The organism is Labrys miyagiensis (assembly GCF_030160835.1).
Classification (GTDB): Bacteria; Pseudomonadota; Alphaproteobacteria; order Rhizobiales; family Labraceae; genus Labrys; species Labrys miyagiensis.
The window spans coordinates 1-18,017 of sequence record NZ_BSPC01000067.1; the positions used below are offsets into that span (position 1 = coordinate 1).

At 59.6% G+C, this 18,017-nt stretch carries 16 protein-coding genes and 3 pseudogenes; 6 read left to right on the forward strand and 13 right to left on the reverse strand.

Translation table 11 applies throughout. The features are described 5' to 3' along the window. Positions 1-91 precede the first annotated feature (91 nt). The 4 genes and pseudogenes from QQL24_RS29380 to QQL24_RS29395 all read right to left on the reverse strand — a co-directional run. Complete coding sequence (locus tag QQL24_RS29380; RefSeq protein WP_284315867.1) at positions 92-934, reverse strand: transglutaminase-like domain-containing protein; 843 nt, start codon at positions 932-934, stop codon at positions 92-94. Then, positions 835-1,481, reverse strand: a pseudogene (locus QQL24_RS29385) (spermidine synthase). The gene QQL24_RS29380 and the pseudogene QQL24_RS29385 overlap by 100 nt, the downstream one beginning before the upstream one ends. A gap of 213 nt (positions 1,482-1,694) precedes the next feature. Continuing rightward, positions 1,695-2,084 (reverse strand): Ros/MucR family transcriptional regulator, encoded by a 390-nt coding sequence (locus tag QQL24_RS29390; protein ID WP_284315881.1) that lies wholly within the window; start codon positions 2,082-2,084, stop codon positions 1,695-1,697. Between the two features lie 298 nt (positions 2,085-2,382). Then, a pseudogene (locus tag QQL24_RS29395) lies at positions 2,383-2,649 on the reverse strand (transposase); the annotation flags it as partial. 560 nt (positions 2,650-3,209) lie between these two features. Between QQL24_RS29395 and QQL24_RS29400 the strand changes: the two are divergent. The 3 genes from QQL24_RS29400 to QQL24_RS29410 all read left to right on the forward strand — a co-directional run bounded on the left by QQL24_RS29400 (position 3,210) and on the right by QQL24_RS29410 (position 6,775). Further along, positions 3,210-4,379, forward strand: a complete 1,170-nt coding sequence (locus tag QQL24_RS29400; RefSeq protein WP_284315868.1) for a sulfite oxidase — start codon at positions 3,210-3,212, stop codon at positions 4,377-4,379. A 111-nt stretch (positions 4,380-4,490) separates the two neighbouring features. Next, positions 4,491-4,712: a hypothetical protein gene (locus QQL24_RS29405; protein WP_284315869.1), complete on the forward strand. Its 222-nt coding sequence runs from the start codon at positions 4,491-4,493 to the stop codon at positions 4,710-4,712. 182 nt (positions 4,713-4,894) lie between these two features. Then, positions 4,895-6,775: an adenylate/guanylate cyclase domain-containing protein gene (locus tag QQL24_RS29410; protein ID WP_284315870.1), complete on the forward strand. Its 1,881-nt coding sequence runs from the start codon at positions 4,895-4,897 to the stop codon at positions 6,773-6,775. A gap of 139 nt (positions 6,776-6,914) precedes the next feature. Here QQL24_RS29410 and QQL24_RS29415 read toward each other — a convergent pair. The 6 genes and pseudogenes from QQL24_RS29415 to QQL24_RS29440 form a co-directional block, all read right to left on the reverse strand. Further along, positions 6,915-7,067 (reverse strand): annotated as a pseudogene (locus tag QQL24_RS29415) (ISKra4 family transposase); the annotation flags it as partial. A 54-nt stretch (positions 7,068-7,121) separates the two neighbouring features. Beyond that, positions 7,122-7,817: an IS6 family transposase gene (locus tag QQL24_RS29420; protein ID WP_284315871.1), complete on the reverse strand. Its 696-nt coding sequence runs from the start codon at positions 7,815-7,817 to the stop codon at positions 7,122-7,124. A gap of 8 nt (positions 7,818-7,825) precedes the next feature. Beyond that, positions 7,826-8,383, reverse strand: a complete 558-nt coding sequence (locus tag QQL24_RS29425) for an NAD(P)-dependent alcohol dehydrogenase (RefSeq protein WP_348536508.1) — start codon at positions 8,381-8,383, stop codon at positions 7,826-7,828. A 137-nt stretch (positions 8,384-8,520) separates the two neighbouring features. Beyond that, on the reverse strand, positions 8,521-8,901 hold the full coding sequence (locus tag QQL24_RS29430; protein WP_284315872.1) for a nuclear transport factor 2 family protein: 381 nt from the start codon (positions 8,899-8,901) through the stop codon (positions 8,521-8,523). Between the two features lie 456 nt (positions 8,902-9,357). Further along, complete coding sequence (locus QQL24_RS29435; RefSeq protein ID WP_284315873.1) at positions 9,358-10,359, reverse strand: NADP-dependent oxidoreductase; 1,002 nt, start codon at positions 10,357-10,359, stop codon at positions 9,358-9,360. 58 nt (positions 10,360-10,417) lie between these two features. After that, positions 10,418-11,233, reverse strand: a complete 816-nt coding sequence (locus QQL24_RS29440) for an oxidoreductase (RefSeq protein ID WP_284315874.1) — start codon at positions 11,231-11,233, stop codon at positions 10,418-10,420. Between the two features lie 89 nt (positions 11,234-11,322). Here QQL24_RS29440 and QQL24_RS29445 point away from each other — a divergent pair, with 89 nt between their 5' ends. Both QQL24_RS29445 and QQL24_RS29450 read left to right on the forward strand, forming a co-directional pair. Next, the gene (locus QQL24_RS29445) at positions 11,323-11,769 is read left to right on the forward strand and encodes a winged helix-turn-helix transcriptional regulator (RefSeq protein WP_284315875.1); all 447 of its coding nucleotides are present in this window, start codon (positions 11,323-11,325) and stop codon (positions 11,767-11,769) included. 159 nt (positions 11,770-11,928) lie between these two features. Then, a complete protein-coding gene (locus QQL24_RS29450; RefSeq protein ID WP_284315876.1) occupies positions 11,929-13,146 on the forward strand; it encodes a recombinase family protein in 1,218 nt (405 codons plus the stop codon). On the opposite strand, the gene QQL24_RS29455 is transcribed toward QQL24_RS29450, so the two are convergent. The 3 genes from QQL24_RS29455 to QQL24_RS29465 all read right to left on the reverse strand — a co-directional run bounded on the left by QQL24_RS29455 (position 13,042) and on the right by QQL24_RS29465 (position 15,920). Further along, on the reverse strand, positions 13,042-14,688 hold the full coding sequence (locus QQL24_RS29455; protein ID WP_284315877.1) for a recombinase family protein: 1,647 nt from the start codon (positions 14,686-14,688) through the stop codon (positions 13,042-13,044). The two genes, QQL24_RS29450 and QQL24_RS29455, sit on opposite strands and share 105 nt — an antisense overlap. After that, positions 14,685-14,960 (reverse strand): hypothetical protein, encoded by a 276-nt coding sequence (locus tag QQL24_RS29460; RefSeq protein WP_284315878.1) that lies wholly within the window; start codon positions 14,958-14,960, stop codon positions 14,685-14,687. Before QQL24_RS29460 ends, QQL24_RS29455 begins: the two co-directional genes overlap by 4 nt. Positions 14,961-15,143: 183 nt before the next feature. Further along, positions 15,144-15,920, reverse strand: coding sequence for a methyltransferase (locus tag QQL24_RS29465; protein WP_284315879.1), 777 nt, complete (start codon positions 15,918-15,920; stop codon positions 15,144-15,146). A 663-nt stretch (positions 15,921-16,583) separates the two neighbouring features. On the opposite strand from QQL24_RS29465, the gene QQL24_RS29470 reads away from it, so the two are divergent. Then, positions 16,584-18,017, forward strand: a 1,434-nt coding sequence (locus QQL24_RS29470) for a rhomboid family protein (RefSeq protein ID WP_284315880.1), incomplete at its 3' end; no start/stop codon positions are given.

Consider the following 18,017-nt stretch of genomic DNA (forward strand, 5'->3'; position numbering starts at 1 on the left):
GTTGCCCGTGAACCGCGCCAGGCCGTCCCGCTGGCAGGCTCTTACCACGGCGCCCGCACAGACTTCCTTGAAATGGAAGTACAGGTGAATGTCACTCACGAACCACCTGGATATGAGGCCAATGATCAGGCGGAGCTTCTTCCGTGATTACTGAGAACTTTCGCAGATAGTGCGGACCAAAGGTGTGAAGCATCGGGATATCCATGGCGTCTCGACCGCGTGCGATCAGGATGCGCCCTATGCGGGGAATGTTATGCCGCGCGTCGAAGGTGTACCATTTCCCATTTAAATATGCCTCGTACCAGGCATTGAAGTCCATCGGCGCGGGATCGGGCGGAACGCCGATATCACCCAGATAGCCGTTACAATATCTTGCAGGAATATTGAGGCAGCGACAAAATGTGACCGCTAGGTGTGTGAAATCGCGGCAGACCCCCCGACCTTCGTTGAATGCCTCCCAGGCCGTTCGGGTTGGTCGCGCCGTCCCATAGTCAAATCTCAGGCGTCCATGGACGTAGTCATTGATAGCCTGGACTTTTGCCGTGGCCCCTTCGATCCCACCGAAAAGGTTCCACGCTGTCGACGTTAGAAGGTCTGTCTCGCAGTATCTGCTTGCTAACAGAAAATGAAGTACATCGTTCGGAAGGTCGTCGATTGAGACGTCGTAAAGTGTGGGCGGCGCTTCATCGGGATGCCCGCTGTCCTCGATGACGCCTTCCGACAGGATTTGTACCGTACCTGGAAACCCTCGGATGCGCCGGCAGGTGTTGCCAAAAACATCAGTGTAAAGCTCGGCGATTTCACCGCTTGCGACATGGATCGGTTGTTCATTGACTACATTAATTCGACGGTCGGTCGACACATCCATGAGAGTGATGATGTGCGTTGGTTGAGAAATGTCGATTTCGATGTTGAAGCCGTAGCGTATAAGCATAGCTTGTTCCCCGCTTGTTGCAGTGCAACAACGAGGCGCTGCGATATGTTCCCTAGTGTGGCACCCTGCGACCATACCGCCAAGAGGCCCGCGGGCGCCCAAGCCTTCAACGTCGCCACCAGCCCCTCGATCTCATAGAGCCGGTCGTTCGACTGGCGCGTCAGACCCTGCGGACCATTATCGACGTCGAGCGGGATGGCGTCGATGCGGCGTTCAATCCGGATCACCTTGCCGACATCGGCTATCACAATGCTTACACGTGGATCGTCCAGACTGGTGCCAAAAAATGCGCTCATCGGTCCCCTAGCCCAGGTCACCACGGCTGGACAAGTTCAGCCACTACGATCTCGGCATCAGCAGGAAAACAAGCCAGCGCGGAGCGCAGCGTAAAACCCATACCGAGCCCACCGGTTAGGATGCATGGCTGCTTGCGCTCGCCGATCCGCTCGCGCGCCATGGTCGCCAGCGCCTCTTCGGAGCCGCTGAGACGGCTGTCCATCAACTCGATCGGCCCGAGCATGATTGAGAACTCAGCCCCACGCTGCATGAGGCGCAGTTATCCGCCACCCGGGATCGTCGCAGTATCAAGGCGGTTCCAGGGGATCATAGAGGACTCATGTGAAGGGACAGGCGATGCTGGATCACCCAGCACAATGCCAAGACGCAGGCAGTGCGCCGAGCCGATGACCATCTCGGGCGGAGGCCAAAGCCAAGCGCGCACAAGAACGTGGGCCTGTCCGGAAGCGGGGAGGCGGACGGCCTACCGCCTGCCACTGTTGCGCCGGGATACTACCCCTTTGCCCAACCCTGTTGCTTTCGCCATCTCGGAACGCTGTTTGGCATAGTTGGGCGCAACCATCGGATAGTCATTCGGCAGCCCCCACTTTTCCCGATATTGGGCGGGCGTCATGCCATACTGAGAGTTCAGATGGCGCTTGAGCGACTTGTACTTCTTGCCATCTTCCAGCGAGATCAGGAAGTCAGGGGTAACAGACTTACGAATGGGTACCGCTGGGACCGGCTTGGGCGCTTCGACCGCGACCGCGGTCTCACCGCGGGCAAGTCGATCCAGCGCCATATGCGTATCAGCAATCAGTTGAGCCAAATCACTCGCTGCAACCGAGTTGTTGGACACATAGGCGGAGACAATCTCCGCTGCGAGTTAAGTGACAGAAGTATCCATGCCTTATCTTTCGTCGTCTTGCTGAGAAAGTGCCGGACAATAGAGAAGCACCAATTCAATCACAACACCTTATGCTCAAATCGAATTGTTGGTTCACCTGGTAACGCCCCAAAATATCTTCATCACTCCATCAGCGAAAAGAGCAAAGGGGCGGCGGTGGCAGATGAAGGCAAAAGGAATAAACGTTCGCCCCAAGGGCGCTAGATGTTTGATCCCAGACTTGGATGGGGCATCCTTATCGCCCGAATCGAAGGATGCGCTGGTCGGTGATCAGGCCGAAGAAGCGCTCGACCTGGTTGAGACAGGACGCCGACGTCGGCGTGAAGTGCATGTGGAAGCGCGGGTGCTTGGCCAGCCACGCCTTCACCGTCGGATGCTTGTGGGTGGCGCAGTTATCGGCGATCAGGTGCAGGTCGAGCGCCTTGGGCGTGGCCCGGTCGATGGCCCGCAGGAACTTGAGTCATTCCTGGTGACGATGGAGCGGCATGCACTGGCCGATGACCTTGCCCGTCGCGACTTCGAGTGCGGCGAATGTCGACATTGGTGAGAGCCAAGAGGCACCCGTCCGCGGCTGGCAGCTCTGAATTTAGCCCGATGCTTGCTTTGTCGGGCATAGTAACCGATAGCGGTGTCTAAGACGCCACCGCAATTCCTTCACGTATATAACGCTTATTATTTAGAAAAGAGAGAAAATTTATGCTATCTATTATAAACAGCAGCGGATGGATAACGCTAGCAAGATTGGTACACATTGGGGTCCTTGTGCCCTAGTTCGCGCATCTCTAGTACCTACCCAAACTACCAAAAGCAAAGAACTCTCTTGAGACCTCCCGTGCGCGCGGGAATATACGCACATAGCGATCGGGTGCAGTTCATCAAGCACAATCCTTGCTACTCGGGCAGGAAGCGGTGCGCGCCGCGGGGCCACCAGTGCGCCGGCGTACGCCGAGTCCAGTCGCCGTTTAGAGAGGCGGCCACTTTCACGGGCCCACCAACGGTGGACCCTCCAGGGTGCTTTCAACGATGGGCCGAGCTTAGTGCCCTCTCGTACCTGGACATAAACCTTTGCCGAAAAACCAAGAGGACGCGTCAATGGAACACCTACCACGTCGCGAATTTTTACTCGGCACCGGTACTGCGGCTGGCATTTTCCTGCTGGATCGCTACGGCCTCGGCGCGCTTGCACAAGGAGCGGATCAACTCATTCCTTGGTCGGATCAACCCCCGCCTGTGCCACCGCCAGCTCAGGCAGTGATAAAAAATCTCACGCCATGGGAGAGCCTCGACACCTGGATCACACCGAACGATAAGTTCTTCGGTATTGGTCATTATGAGTGGCCGAAGCTCGACCCCACTCAATGGAAGCTTGACGTTCTTGGGGACGTCGGTACGCCCCTTAGCCTCACCCTGGACGAGTTGAAGGCCCGACCGCGCCAAAACGTCACCTACACGTTGGAATGCTCGGGAAATAACGGGCTTCCTTTCTTCACGAGCGGCATCGGCAACGCGCAATGGGGCGGTACATCGCTCGCCGGCGTCCTGAAGGCCGCGCGGATCAAAAGCAATGCGATCGAGGTCGTATTCTTTGGTGCGGACCAGGGGACCGAGGTGGTGCGTGCGGGCACACCGCTGGAACTCAAATTCACCGCGCATTTCGCGCGCAGCATGTCGATCGAAGACGCGATGAACCCCGCGAACATCCTCTGCTATGAAATGAACGCTGAGGCTCTCCCAGCTGAACACGGCGCGCCAGTGCGTCTGATCGCACCGGGCTGGTTCGGCATTGCCAACGTCAAGTGGCTACGCCGCATCGAACTGCGCGACACGCGTTTCGTGAACCGCTTCATGGGCCGCGACTACGTCACCGTACGCGAAGAATCCCGCGATGGCGAAATGGTCATGGTGGAAAGCTCCGTCGGTCGTGGCTTGCTCAAGTCCGCCCCGGGACGCGTCACGCTGAACAACGGCCACTATCGCATTGCGGGAGTGGCGTGGGGTCCTACTCCGATTGCTGCCGTCGAAGTCAAGGTTGACAGTGGCCCTTGGATGAAGGCCACAATCGCGGAATCGAATAAGTCGCCGTTCGCGTGGCGCTTCTGGCACCTCGACTGGCCGGCCACAACCGGCGAACACACAATAACCTCTCGTGCCATCGACGTGGCCGGCCATGTGCAACCTGCAATGGACGATCCGATAATCGCCAACAAGAAGACTTATTGGGAGAGCAATGGACAGATTACGCGGCGCGTCCGTATCGGATGACGGGGCTTCCGTGTTGGATCGCCCCCAGAAACTGTGGGGCGAACTGTGCCACATGCGCTGGAACGTTGACTGTTAATTTCCGCAGAGAGGTGACATGCATTTGTGGAGGCGGTGCATGAACGCGACTGGCCCTTCCGCATCATCAACATGCGAGAAATCATAGGCGAGAGCATGGGACTGCACCCGGACGGTCACTACAAACGGCTCAAGATCATGCAGGACACAGACCAGATTGCTGCCGAATGTGACAATTTGATTACTGAGCACGGGCTGGACGTCTTGGAAGCCCGCAATGTCGTCGTCAACGCGATGCTCGGTGATTGCTTCCGCTGAAGGACAGCTCAGGCCTTTCCGGCTACTCTGGGTTGTCGTGAGTTGGTATAAACCGCCCCTCATGATTGAACTATCGTAGGCTTCGCGCAGACCCAAGTCAGACATGGGTCCAGCGGCGCTGTCGGTTCAGGCTCGTTTGTGTTATGGGTAACAAGTGACGGCGCTCGGATCGAAGCGATGCGATGGCGGAGATTATTGAAGTACGCCACCTCCAGGATCGACGTCTCGTTGCCATTCTGGCGGCCGACATCGCCGGCTATTCGCGCCTCATGGGTCAGGATGAAGCCGCGACAATAGCGGATCTCAAGGCGCATCAGGCCGTTGTTTTGCCAATGGTCGGACAATATGGCGGTCAAATCATCGATTTGGCCGGTGACGGCATCTTGGGAGAGTTTCCCAGCGCCGTTCGGGCCGTCGAGTGCGCCGTGGCAATCCAGCGGACCATGGCTGACCGCAACCGAGAGGCGTCTCAAGACCGGCGAATGCTGCTTCGCATCGGTGTCCATCTCGGCGACATCGTTCACGACGACAAACGCGTCTATGGCGACGGCGTGAATGTTGCTGCCCGACTGGAGCAACTTGCGACTCCCGGTGGAATTTGTGTCTCGAAGATCGTCTTCAAGGAAGTTGAAAGAAAGATCGAAGCCGGGTTCGAATCGCTCGGTGAACAGAAATTGAAGAATATCACTGAGCCCGTTGGGATCTATCGGGTGTTGCTCGACACTGCTGCTGTTGGCACGTTGCGACAGGAAACCTGGCGGCACGCGATCCGTCGGCGCTGGCGGCGCGCGGTCGCAATTGCCATGGTGGCAGCTCTCGCGGTTGCCGGGGTGGGGGTTTGGCAATTCTTGCGACCCCAGTCTGCGCCGAGTGGTTTTCCGTCCATCGCCGTGCTGCCTTTCGTCAATTTGAGCGGCGACAAGGACGAGGATTACTTCAGTGACGGTTTGACCGAGGATCTCCTCACCGACCTTGCCCGTCTGCCTCGGCTCGTCGTCCTGTCTCGGAATGCTACCGCCGGATATAAGGGACAGACCGTGGATGTTCCGCGGGTCGGCCGCGACCTCGGCGCGCGCTACATTGTGGAAGGGAGCGTCCAGCGTGCTGGTGATCAGATGCGGGTCACGGCGCAGCTTATCGAGGCCTCAAGCAATGCCCATGTCTGGGCGCAGCGGTATGACCGGCCTACGAAGGACGTCTTTGCGGTCCAAGATGAGATAACCGCCTCAATCGCCGGATCGCTCGTCGTCAACATCTCGCAAGAGGATCTCGAGCGGGCGAAGCGGAAGCCGCCGACCAGCCTGAGTGCCTACGAGCTCTTTTTGCGCGGCCATGAGCAATTGTTTGCACAGCAGCCGGAAAGTCTCTCGCGCGCCATAGAATTGTTCGATCAAGCGATTGCTGCCGATCCGACCTATGCGGACGCGATCGGTCAATTGTCCCAGGTTTATTTCTTGGGATTCGTGCTGCACAGAGGTCCTTTGGTCGGGCAGGCCGCCATTGACCGCGCCACACAGTTGGCGCAGCGCGCCGTGACGCTGGACCCGACATCGCTCTACGCGGGCACCGCGCTCGCACAAATCTACTTGTTTTCCCACCGAATCGACGAAGCGGTCGCAATTCTACAGTCGCTGCTCGCAGCCAATCCTGGCAGTGATGTGCTGCAACTGAGGCTCGGTGACACCTACACCTACGCGGGCCAGCCAGAGCGCGGCGTCGCTCTTTTGCGGCAGGCCCTTCTCCTCAATCCGCGATCGGCAACCTATCCCCACGCCTTCATCGGACGCGGGCTCCTGTTGCTTAATCGTCTCGATGAGGCCGCCACGGAGATCAAGCTGTGCATTGAACTCGCTTCAGGTTTCCGGCCCTGCCACGAGGTGGCAGCGGTCATTTACGCTGAGCTAGGCCGGCTCGATGAAGCCCGTGTCGCGGCAGTGGAGGCTCATCGCCTTGATCCTTCGTTCACTCTTACCTCAGCGCCAGACGTCCTTCCGTTCAAGAATCCGAAGGACCTCCAGCGTTTCCTCGACGGCCTGCGCAAGGCAGGACTTCCTGAGCGATGAGCAGGTCGTCGACGCCCGCGAGGCGATCTCTTGGTGCGCCGACGTGATCTTTATTAACATTCTGCCGGCTTAGCGCATGATCTCGAACTGCTTTTGTTCCGACCCGTATTTTAGGAGAGCAGGAAAAAGCGTGGGGTGTTCAGGCGGCCGCAGCTTGAGTTGATGTCTGGTCATCATTTGCCGAAAGGCCCGGATACCATGTTTCGAATTGGCCGCGGAGCGTGCCATCAAGGGTTCGGGTGCGGATCTGTAGGAGCATAAGGGCGCCGCGTCGCGACCATTGCATCTGCTGGCATTGTCACGTTGCTAACGAAAAATGCGCGAAGAGGCAGCGGCTCTTGTAATTTCAAGCAGCCATCTCCGCCTCGCGCCACGTCCTCATCGCCGCAGCGCGCAAGACGCGGTGCGTTGGGGCAGAGGTGCGGTGGCGCTGGACGTTAAAGGTGCTGAAGACGGCGGCGTGAGCGGAGAGAAAACTTTGTGCTGAGCCCAGGCTCTTGAAGCGCTGCATCTTGCGCTCCCTTCGGCGGGTTGGCTGATGCGAATTCTCGGCTCTGTTGTTCTGCCACCGACCGCTCGCATGGCGGTTGCTAATCCCGAGATCGTGGGCGGCGGCTCCATAGGAGCGCAAACCGTCGGTGATCAACCGATCGGGGACGACGCCATATTTCTTCAGAAGCTTGTGCATCAGTTTAAGGGCGGCATGCTTGTTTCGTTTGAACTGCACCAATACGTCGAGCACCTCACCCTCGGCGTCGATAGCGCGCCACAGATAGACCGTACGGCCGGCAATCTTCAGATAGACCTCGTCTAAGTGCCAGGTGGTGCAAGGCTTGGGGCGGCGTTTGCGCAGATCCGCGGCGATCATCGGCCCGAAGTGGTTCACCCAGCGCCGGACCGTCTCATAAGAAACCGTTATTCCGCGCTCCGCCAACAAATCTTCGACGTCGCGAAAGCTCAAAGTGAATCGGAAATACAGCCAGATCGACTGCTGGATGATCTCGGGCGGGAAGCGATACCCACTGTAGCTGATTTTATGCATCGTTTTGGCTACCGAGCCGTCATCGAGATCGCAAGTCCGAAGCTGGCGTGACAATGCCCTCCGAGCATATGGGCGAGTTGCACGACGGTCTCGCCGACGCTGCCTGTGCAGCCGTTCACGAAATCGCGCTGTCCCGCCTTCAGGCCCGCTTTGTCGACCAGGCCCATCCACGCCATGACGCCAGCGGTTCCAAGACATGCGGCCTGCTCGAAGGATAGCTCGCTTGGCTTTTTGGCGACGAATATTTCATTGGTGACCACGGCCTCGCCAAGGCTGCCGCTTTCTTTCAACCGCGACAGGCCAAATACGGGGTCACCGGGCTTCAATCGAGTCACGCCCGTGCCGACATTCAGCACAGTGCCGGAAAAGTCGCTTCCCATGGCGCGCGGAAAAGACTTTCCCGTCAACATTTTCAAGTTGCCCTGACGTACTTTCCAGTCGATGGGATTGATCGCAGCGAACTTCACTTTGATGGTGATTCGGCCCTTAGCTAGCGTGAGCAACTCGAAGTCTTCCAGGTGCATCACCTCAGGGCCGCCGTAGGTGTAATATTGAATTCGTTTCACAGATGGTCCTCTACAGGAGCGCCGCCCGAACGCCCATCGCGGGCGTCCCGGTCGGTTTATGTTGTTGGGTAGTGGTGTCCGCGGCAGGTAACAGCCGGACGTCTGCAACGTTCCGGCTGCCCGAAGCGCAGGTCGCTTCAGTGCTGCGCCTGCTGCGACGCGGCGTAGGCAGCGAACGGCGTCGCGTCGTAGATCACCTCGGTGGAAGCGATCTTTCCGTTCTTGACGACCAGATACTCGGCGACAACCGCGTGTTCGACCGGATGCGTATCCACGTCATAGACGATCACTGCATGTTCGTTGTCGCCGAACGCCGCGATGACAGTCACCTTCTTGATCATCTTCGCAAAACCTTCCTGGAACCCGCGGAAGGCTGCAGCTCCTTCGAGCTGCCCGAGCGGTGACGTGCAAATCACGTCCTCGGCAATTACCGATATGATTTTATTGATGTCCTTGCTTGCTATGCCGTCGATGTAGATCCGGGCGACGCTCAGCGCCTGTCCAGTTGTCTCAATCATCACTTTTCCTTTCGTGAAGGGCGATGAATTGAGACTAGCGCAGCACAGGGACAGATTTTGTCACCATGATGGTGCGAGGATCTGACCGGCTCAAAAATGGGGCAGTTAAGGGCTTTCGTGAGGCCTGCCTCAATGTCTGCTATCATTTTTCGGATGCCAGAATTAGACTGACCGCCACCGGCCCAGGGGCTCGATGGCTTAGCATAGATTCAGAAGCTGACGTTGCGCCGCCACCAACGTTACCTCTGCGCCAATGACGGAAATTGGCTTGCTGCTGCATAGCGGGCCTTTACAGACAAGCTGAAAATCGACCCGTTGAGGAAGTTGGAAGTGGTTGCAAAGCTGAACTGCACCCACTAGGAGACGCACCGGCCAGCCGATGTCGATTATCCGCCGGACTCTCCTTTAGACCGCGGGGAAGTGGCAAATGCAGCTGGCGACGATGGCCGGCAGGCGTCACTTCACGGTGACGACGACTTTGCCCTTCGCACGACCCGTTTCGACATAGGCCAGCGCCTCGTTGGTCCTCTCGAACGGGAAGACCCGGTCCATCACCGGGCGTATGTCGCCTGCCTCGATCAGGGAGGTGATCTTTGCGAGCTGGCCGCCATTCGCCGTCATGAAGTGAAACGAATAGCGGATCCCCCGGCGTTTCGATTTTCTCCTGATGCCGGAACTCAGCAAGCGCATGACCTGTTGCAGCAGCCAGCCGGAGCCGTTCTGCCTCGCGAAGTCCGGATCGGGTGGACCGGAAATCGAGATCAGCTTCCCGCCCGGCTTCAGCACGGCAAGGGATTTCTCCAGCGTATCTTTCCCGAGGCTGTTCAGCACGACGTCATAGCCCTGCAGCACTTTCTCGAAGTCATCCTTCTTGTAGTCGACCACGACGTCCGCGCCGAGACCTTTCACCAAAGCGATGTTTGCCGTGCTCGTGGTCGTGGCCACATGGGCGCCGAGATGCTTGGCAAGCTGGATCGCGATCGTGCCCACGCCGCCCGAGCCGGCATGGATCAGGACCTTCTGCCCCTTCTGCAGCTTGGCCCGCTCGACCAGCGCCTGCCATGCCGTCAGGGCGACGAGCGGAATGGAAGCGGCCTCGTCCATCGTCAGGTTCTTGGGCTTCAGCGCCACATTGGCCTGGTCTATCGCGATGAACTCCGCGAAGGTGCCGATGCGGTCCTGGCCCGAATTCGCATAGACCTCGTCGCCCGGGCTGAAACGCGTGACCTTGGATCCGACGCGGGTCACGACGCCCGCGAGATCGCTGCCAAGGATCAGGGGGAGGCGATAGCGCAGGATGAGCTTGAACTCGCCGTCCCGGATCTTGGAGTCCACGGGATTAACGCCGGCGGCATGAATCTCGACCATGACGTCGTTGTCCCGCAACGCCGGCTCGGGGCTTTCGCCGAGCCGCAAAGCGCCGCCCTTCTTATAGCGATCGATCAGGAATGATTTCATCAGATTGGCTTTCGTTTCTGTGATGGCCGGCAGCGCCAATCATGCGGCGATTCAAGGCTCAGGCGGGAAGCCCGTTGAATTTCCGAAGGCTCTTGTCGACGAAGGACTCGGGCAGGAATCGGCGCAGGAAGCGGACCTGCCCCGCAGCCTTTCCGGCGGTGTAGCGTCTCTTGGGCGATGTCGCGTTGGCGGCCCTTACGACGGCTTCGGCGACCACCTCGGGTGCGTCGCCCTTCGCGACGATCTCGCGCATCAGCTTCTCCGCATCGGCGCGAACCGTATCGTAGACGGCAAGCGGCCGGTCGGGTCGCGTGATGTTCTCTTCGAAGGACGTGCGGGTCACGCCAGGCTCGACAAGCACGATGCGGATGCCCTGTGTTCGCACTTCATGGTCGAGAGATTCCGAATAGCCTTCGATGGCGTGCTTGGTCGAGGCATAGAGTGCGTTATAGGGAGCAGGGATCAGCCCGAGGATGGAGCTGAGGTTGATGATCCGGCCTCCGCGCTGCCGCCTCATCACGGGCAGGACCGCATTTGTCATGCGGATGATGCCGAATACGTTCACGTCGAAGACGGCTTTCGCCTGCGCGGTCGTCGATTCCTCGGCGCCGCCAAGCAGTCCGACCCCGGCATTGTTGACGAGAAGATCGATCCGCCCTGCGCGGCCCAGGACCTCGTCGACGGCGCTCTGCGCGGATGCATCCTTGGTCACGTCGCAGACCAGCATCGTGATCCCGTCCGAGGTGTCGGGCATCGGCTTTCGGCTGGTGCCGAAGACACGGTAGCCATCGCGCCGCAGCGCTTGCGCCGTCGCCAGCCCGATGCCGGAGGAAGCACCCGTGACCAGGGCAATGCCGCGTTCTGTCTTGCTCATCGGCTTTGGCTTTCATTTTGGCGTGGAACATTGTCGCGAAGTCAGTTACTATCAAACGAATAGTAAGTCACTACTAAAAAGATATCGACGTGAAAAATCTTTCGAGCCAGCCATGCCTGATCGCCCGGAGCCTGGCGTTCGTGGGGGACGCGTGGAGCATGCTGATCCTGCGCGATGCCCATGCGGGGCTGACCCGCTTCGATGATTTTCGCAAGAGCCTGGGTATCGCGCCGACGATGCTGACGGGGCGGCTGTCATCCCTGACCGAGGACGGGCTGCTGGAGAAACGCCGCTATTCAGATCGTCCGCCACGCGACGAATATGTGCTGACGGAGGCCGGCCGCGACTTCCTGCCGGTTCTGTTTGCGATCGGTGCGTGGGGACGCAAGCATCGCGCCGGAGGCAAGGTGACCCGGTTCTTCGACGCGGAGACCGGAACGGAGATCGATCCCGTCACCATCGACCGCGCGACCGGCGCCCCGGTCGGGACGCGTCCCATTCGCATCGCCGCACCCGACTGCCAGGAACTCTCATGAGCGGCCGCGTTAATTTGGCCTCACGCAAAATCAGACAGCCAGTTCAAGGCGTATGTTGACAGTCAGAAGCGCGGTTTGACCAGGACCATCAAGATACTTCAAGCGCCGTTCGCTCCTTGGCGTGCTGCGTAATCCTATTCTGATCGCCCCTCATTCGCGATGAGGCGCGGCGACAATGCCGCGGAGGCAGCCATCGTGCGCCGCATCTTCGCCGATTACCTCGCCGGCAAATCCTCGCGCACCATCGCCCTCGAGCTGAACCGCGAGGGCGTGCCCGGACCGCAAGGCGCCGAATGGGGGCCCTCGACCATCCACGGCAACCCCAGGCGAGGCGTCGGCATCCTCAACAATGAGCTCTATATCGGCCGCCTCGTCTGGAACCGGCTGCGCTATATCAAGGATCCGGACACTGGCAAGCGCGTCTCGCGTCCCAACCCGGAATCCGAATGGGTGATCCAGGACGTCCCTGCGCTGCGTATCGTCGAGCAAGAGACCTGGGATTCCGTGAAGAACCGCCAGCAAGCACTCGCATATGAGCCGTCCGCTCCGGGCGAGAACAAGCTCAACGAGCATCACCGTCCCCGGCATTTGTTCGCAGGCCTGATGAAGTGCGGCTGCTGCGGTGGCGGCTACGGCATGATCTCGAAGGACCTGCTCGGCTGCAGCACGGCCCGTAACAAGGGAACCTGCGACAATCGCCTCAACATCCGGCGCGACGCCCTCGAAGCCTCGGTTATGAACGGCCTGCGCACCCAACTCATGGAGCCGGCCCTGTTCGAGGAGTTTTGCGAGGCGTTCACGCGAGAGGTCAATCGGCTACGCATCCAGCGAGGTGCTGATGTCGAGGCCAAGCGGCGAGAACTCGAACGCACGAACCGCGAACTGGATAAGGCCGTTCAGGCGATCCTCGACGGCGTGCCCGGCGCAACGCTCAAGGACAAGATCGGTGCACTGGAGGTCCGCAAGTCGGAACTGACCGGCATGCTCGCGAATGTCGAGAAGCCGCCGCCTCTACTCCATCCGAACATGGCGCAGCATTTCCGTCAGCGTATCACTGACCTGCACACCAACCTCCAAGACCCGTCGGCGCTCAGCGAAGCAGCGGCGATCCTGCGCAGCCTGGTCGAGAGCATCAGCCTGGTCCCGGATGCCGGCACGCTCGCCATCGTGCTGCGCGGGGATTTGGCCGCCATGCTGCGCTTTGCCGCCAACAAGAAAAACCCCGACGTCCTTTCGGAGATCGGGGTTTTGGGCCGCTTGCTGTCGCAAGCATCAGTGGTTGCGGGGGCCTGCAACCCCTTTTGTCATAACTTCTCCAACCCTTTGATTTCGTTCAGGATCGACGAATTCGAGGATGCCGAACAGCTCGCCGCGTAGCTCGGCATACACCTCGCCGCGCTTGTCGCCGGGCGTGAGAACGATCTCGCCTATCAGCGAGCGCAAAGCCTCAGCGGCTTGGCGGCCGTCTTCGTGGTCGGCCAGCGTCTGGGTGAAGTGCTCCACACGCTTGCGGTAGAGAGTTGCAATGTTGGGATGCAGGTCGGGAACATCGGCGGGGGCCTGCGCCAGGCGTTCGGTGATCTCCGGCTTCTGTCGCTCCAGGTCCTCCATCCTTGCCTTCATCGACGGCTGGTAGAGGCCATCCTCGATGGCCGCCATGATGCCCGCGATGGCGCGCTCGATCTTGTCGAGCGCCTTGCGATCCTGCTCGCCTTTCGCGCGGCGTTCCTGGTTGAGCCGGTTGGTTTCCTGGGCATAGGCCCGCACGGCCTCGGCGACGGCGTCGGCCGAGACCAGCCGTTCCTTCAAGCCCGACAGGACACGCTGTTCGATCTTCTCGCGGGTGATGGTGCGGCCATTGTCGCAGGTGCCCCGGCGTTGATGGTTGAGGCAGGCATAGCGATCGCGCTGGGACAAGCCATAGCGCCCGCCACAGCAGCCGCAGGTAAGCAGGCCGGAAAGCAGGGAGACCGGCCGCTTCATGGTATGCAGCTTCCTGGCTCTCGCCGTGCGCGTGCCGATGGCTGCCGCCTCGAACCGGCTGGCGACGGCCTTCTGTCTTTCCTTCACGGCCTGCCACAGTGGATCCTCGACGATCCTGAGATGCGGCACTTCGGTGCGGATCCATTTGCTGGACGGATTGGCTCGTGACACGCGCTTGCCGGTGGCAGGATCCTTGACGAAGCGCTGGCGATTCCACACCAGCACGCCGGTGTAGAGTTCATTGTTGATGATGCCGTTGCCCCGGATCACATGTCCTCGCACGCTGGTGTCGCCCCAGTGCCGGCCGAGCGGACCGGGAATGCCCTCCTTGTTGAGATCAACGGCGATGGCCTTCGGGCTCTTGCCTGCCGCAAATTCGCGGAAGATGCGGCGCACGATGATCGCTTCTTCCGGCACGATCTCGCGATCCCCGCGGACCGGGTCGCCTTCGGTGTCGAGCTTCTTCATCACCCGGTAGCCGTAGCATAGCCCGCCCCCGGCCTTGCCCTTCTCCACCCTGCCCCGCAAGCCACGATGGGTTTTCAGGGCGAGGTCTTTGAGGAACAAGGCATTCATGGTGCCCTTGAGCCCGACATGGAGCTCGCTGATCTCGCCTTCGGCCAAAGTGACGATGGAGACGCCTGTGAATTTGAGATGCTTGAAGAGGGTGGCGACATCGGCCTGGTCACGGCTGATACGGTCGAGTGCCTCGGCCAGCACGATCTCGAATAGGCCACGCTGGGCATCGCGCACCAATTGCTGGAAACCCGACCGCAACACCGTGCTGGCGCCCGAGATCGCCGCATCCTGATAGCTTCCCGCCACGCTCCAGCCTTCGTGCGTAGCATATTCGTGGCACAGCCGGAACTGATCCTCTATGGAGGCATCCCGCTGGCTGTCGGAGGAATAGCGAGCATAGAGTGCGGCACGGGTCATGGTGGATCATCCTCTCTCTTGTCTCCAGGGGGCTTTGCCCTTCTCCCCCTGCCCTCTTCCTCTCGGCGGCCCGACCGATTGTCATTGGCCGGCCGCTGCTTCTCAAACGCTTCCCGCGCCAGCTGCTGGCCGATCAGCCGAGCGATATCGAGCGCGATGCGATCCAGCTTTGCCGGGGCCGTGTCCTCGACAGAGTGGGCGGGGTCGGCGAGGTCGGTGTTGTCGTTGGTCGGGGCCGACATCATAGGCCCCGTCTTAATTTCCTCTGCCATCGGGTCGCTCCAAAGGACGGATCGACCTGTCATCAGATGCCTTCGAAGAACGAAGGAAAGCACGAAGTTCATACCACGGGGCTGTAGCGTGCAATAACTAGCGGGTTGCGGTTTCGCCCCAGGCGTCAAATCTGACTCGCAGGCGACAACCAACGTTCATCTGCTCATCCGTCAGCGTCCCTTTCAGAGCAAGACGAGTTGTCGGGGTTTGTCCGCGGGAGCCCTTGCCCGGCGACGTTCCCGCCATTCCGCGAATTCCACGGTGACGATCTCGCATAGGGGTGCGACCCCGCGCCATTGATCGCGGTAGATGCTGGTGTCGATGCCGATGCCGCAATCCATGAACAGGCCGGTCTGCTGCTCGAATGCGACGCCCGGCCCTGATGTCAGCCGCTCGAAACACTGGCGGCCCGAATAGCGAAACGATGCCGAGCTTTGCGGCAGGATGAATGCGCCATTGTCCGCGATCTCAGAGGCGATATCGATCACGGCGAACTCAAACGACCTGAAGCCGCGCCGATCGCCCGATGTTGCCAGCTTGCCAAAGGGTGGGTTGGCAATCGTCCAATCGAACTTGGCTCCCTCAAGCTCGCCATGCCACCATTCCCGCCAGTCGAGCACGTCGGCGCAGATCCACCGTGCCTCCGGCAGCAGCTTGCGGCCGATCTCGACGAAACGCGGATTGATCTCGACGCAGGTCAATTCCACGCTGTTGCGCCATTTGGAGCGCTGCTGAACCCAATAGGCGAGACCGCCGATCCCGGCGCAGAGGTCGATCACCCGGCCGCGCCCCGGCTCAAGGGCAAAATCCGCCGCCATATCGATGGGCGTGAAAAATACGCCTGCGGCGGCGACATTGTGTTCCGCGCCTGGATGCCAATTCTCAAGGACGAAATCCTTCTCGTCCTCGCTCAACCCATCCTTCCTCAACAAGGCTTCCGCCGCCGCGTGTGCCTTCATCTCAGCTTTGCTCAACTTGCCCATCTTGCTGCTCTTTCCTTGGGTCGGCGAAGCAGGCCTCCGCCTGCTTCCCGAGCTCGTGCGGAACAGCGTGTGGGTGGGGGGCAAGCATGAACTGGGGAGGGGTATCTCCCGCCCCCTTGGGCGCCGCCGCACGCGGCGGCGAGATTGTCTGAGCGCAGCGAAGAGAATTTCGGGGAGACCCCGGTTCATGCTTGCTGGGGAGGGAGAGCCGCGCTCTCCCTCCCCGCGCGCTTCGCAAAGAATCGGGGAAATGTAGGCTGCAGCGGACCTAAACGAGGCTCACGCCACTGGCTGACGTTGCAACAGGAGTGTTAAGTCCAGAAATACTCGCAATACGAGTATCTGTGCGAGCAACGACTCAGCAGAGGTTGTAGAAGCGTGACGTAAGCGTGATTCGTACTTTGCACTGACAATAATCGCTTGCCTAAGAGGCTTGCAAAACTCCATTGTTATCCTAGCGTCAGAACCACAGAAGAAATTTTGTTTCTTTTCCAATCGGGAAACTTATATGAATATACAATATCAAGCCCAGCTTAAATTCGCCAGCTACAGGGAATACCTTGAATTCAACATAGATTACTAAGTCTACTCCGGATTAATATCCATTCAAATCCGTCAAAGCCCTACTATGGGGGCGTCATGTTCGCCGACAATCAGATTCAAAAGTTCTATTACTCGACCCCAAAACTTCTCAAATCTTTCACCATCTTCGTCCTGATTGCAGGCCTTGGGCTGTATGGCCTCCATGATCGACAGGCCCCGCCCCATATTGTGCTTGGGGGCTGGATCAGCTTGATTGTCGGCGCTTTGTTGGGCGCGATGACATTGCGGCGATTGCTGACGCAGGCGCCTGCAGTGGTGCTTTCGTCACAAGGCGTGCAAACGCCCTCCGTCGCTGAGCTCGTTCCTTGGAACGCGATTACGAAACTGTCTGAAGCGTCCTATCGGAGGACCACCACGCTGACGCTCGCCGTCGACCCAGCCCGTGCCCGCAGCGTGCCGCGGCCGTGGTACTCCCTGCAACGGGGTGGCAAACTGGCGCTTATCATTCCTATCAGCCAGATCGATACCGCAGGCATGGATATCGCGCAGCTCTGCCGTACCTATATGGCGGCCCAGCCAGCCGCGCCCAACGCGGTACCAGAGGAAGCTGGCCGCAGTCTGCCTCCACCCCTCACCCGGCCCTATGTCACCTATGGGCTGATCGCGCTGCTGGTTGCGATCTATTGTGCTGAGCTAACCTTTGCCGTCAGCCCCAACCAGGGCGGGTCGCCCTCGGTGCAAACCTTGGTCGTGCTTGGTGGCATGTTTCAATCGTTGATTTGGCAGGGCCAATGGTGGCGTTTGGTCACCGCTACCTTGATGCATGCCAGCATCGCTCATCTCCTCGGCAATAGTTTTGCGCTTTGGCGCGCAGGGGTTTTATTGGAGGGACTGGTAGGGCGCCTGTGGTTCCTGGCACTTTTTGCCCTGTGCGCGATCGGCGGCGAACTTGCTTCGCTGTATATGACCCCGCCCAACATTGTCGGAGTCGGCGCGTCAGGCGGCATTGTCGGCCTCTTTTCCGTGGCCATTGTGCTGAGCTTTCATTTTCGCTCCAGCGCCGAACGCAATCAGATGCAGGTGCGTGCGCTTTCGATTCTCATCCCCGCAGTGCTACCGTTGTTTTCAGATTCTGGCGAGGGCTTGAGAATTGATTATTCTGCCCATATTGGTGGTGCGATTGTTGGTGCCGTGCTGGCTCTCGCGCTGATGTCGTTTTGGTCACGCGACCATGTCCGGCCACCTTACGCCCGCGCTGCAGGAGTCTTTGCCGCTGCCTTCACCTTGGTGGCGGCGGGAGCGTTGCTACCAATTACCCAGACCTATGCTGCTTATCCGAGAGAGAACCCTTTCAGTGCCTTTTTCAGCAGCCGCTACGGTGATGCAGCGCGGCTATTCCAGCAGCTAAGCAAGATGCCGGATGCGCAGGTGGCTTATGATGATTTGTGGCGCATCATGGCCATGGGCTACGCCAAAGACCCGGAATTGCAAGCGCAAGCCCAGCAGGCACAGGCCAAGCTCACCCCGGAC